We start from the raw sequence: 1,160 nt of genomic DNA on the forward strand, positions 1-1,160 counted from the left end.
CAGATCACCGATGCCTTTAAACTGGGTTTAAACGCGGCTGATTACAAAGCCACCAATGGCGTAACCGGCGGTTTTACAGGCGTGGCCTTATACCCACAGATAGCGGTATCAAAAGATGTAACCCTGGGATTAAGGGGTGAGTATTTTAAAACCAAAACCGGTGATTTTGTTTTGGCAGGCCCTGCAGCAGGCGAACATGTAACCGCGGTAACATTTACAGCTAACATCAAAGCAGGTCCGCTGTCACTGATCCCAGAGGTTAGGTTAGATAACGGATCGGCAGAGGCATTTACCAATCACTCCGGTGATCCGTCTAAAAACGCTTCACAGTTTGTTTTAGCCGCGGTGTACGCGTTCTAAAAAATAAAATAATATCTTTTTATCAAAAGCCGCTCCGATTAACCGGAGCGGCTTTTATCTTTATAGCGGGAAAACATCCCGGGAGTGGCTTAAAAACACCGAAATGATTTAAGGCCGGCTTCGTAACTAATATAACAATACATGCTGATGAAAAATATACTTATCGCCTTTGTTTGTATCCTGTTGGCCCAAACTGCGGCTGCACAAAAGGATTCCTTGTCGTTTGATGAAAACGATAAATATATTTATTATCAAACAGTTAGTCAGCCAGGTGTAAGCGCTGATACCTTGTACAAAAGGGGGCTGTACTTTATAAAAACAGCCTATCCAAAGGGTAAGCTAACCGCGTTAACTACCGATAAGGCACAGGGGGTATTAACAGGCAAGGGAAGTTTCCTGGTATCAAAAAAAGGATTTATTGCCACCCACGAAGACGGCGCCATAAATTATACCATGCGTATTGAGGTTAAGGATTCAAAATACCGTTATTGGTTTACCGATTTTGTATATATCCCATACCAGCGTAACCGGTACAATGTTTATGAGCCTGTTCCGGGTATAAGCATACCAATGGAGCGTGCACAAGGGAAGGTAGATAAAACTGATTTTGATGAATACCTCGGCAGGATATTGCTTAACAGCAGGCAGGCCGGAGGTGTTTTAAAAGCATATATGCTTAAAACATCTGCCTTACCAAAGGAGGAAAAGAAAATCAATAAAATATCAACCAAGGAGTGGTAGTTGAGTCGTGAGTCATAAGTCGTGAGTCATAAGTCTGGGGTTATGAGTCGTGTTGGGTG

The 1,160-nt window shown here is 42.9% G+C and carries 2 protein-coding genes; both read left to right on the top strand.

The window, feature by feature from the left end; translation table 11 throughout:
* Nucleotides 1-360 (top strand): outer membrane beta-barrel protein (locus tag AC1DRQ_RS31730; protein WP_477430166.1); only part of this gene is annotated, 360 nt, incomplete at its 5' end.
* Between the two features lie 147 nt (nucleotides 361-507).
* A complete protein-coding gene (locus tag AC1DRQ_RS31735) occupies nucleotides 508-1,101 on the top strand; it encodes a DUF4468 domain-containing protein (RefSeq protein WP_429395160.1) in 594 nt (197 codons plus the stop codon).
* Nucleotides 1,102-1,160 lie beyond the last annotated feature (59 nt).

The organism is Mucilaginibacter sp. P4_E8 (genome assembly GCF_056401495.1).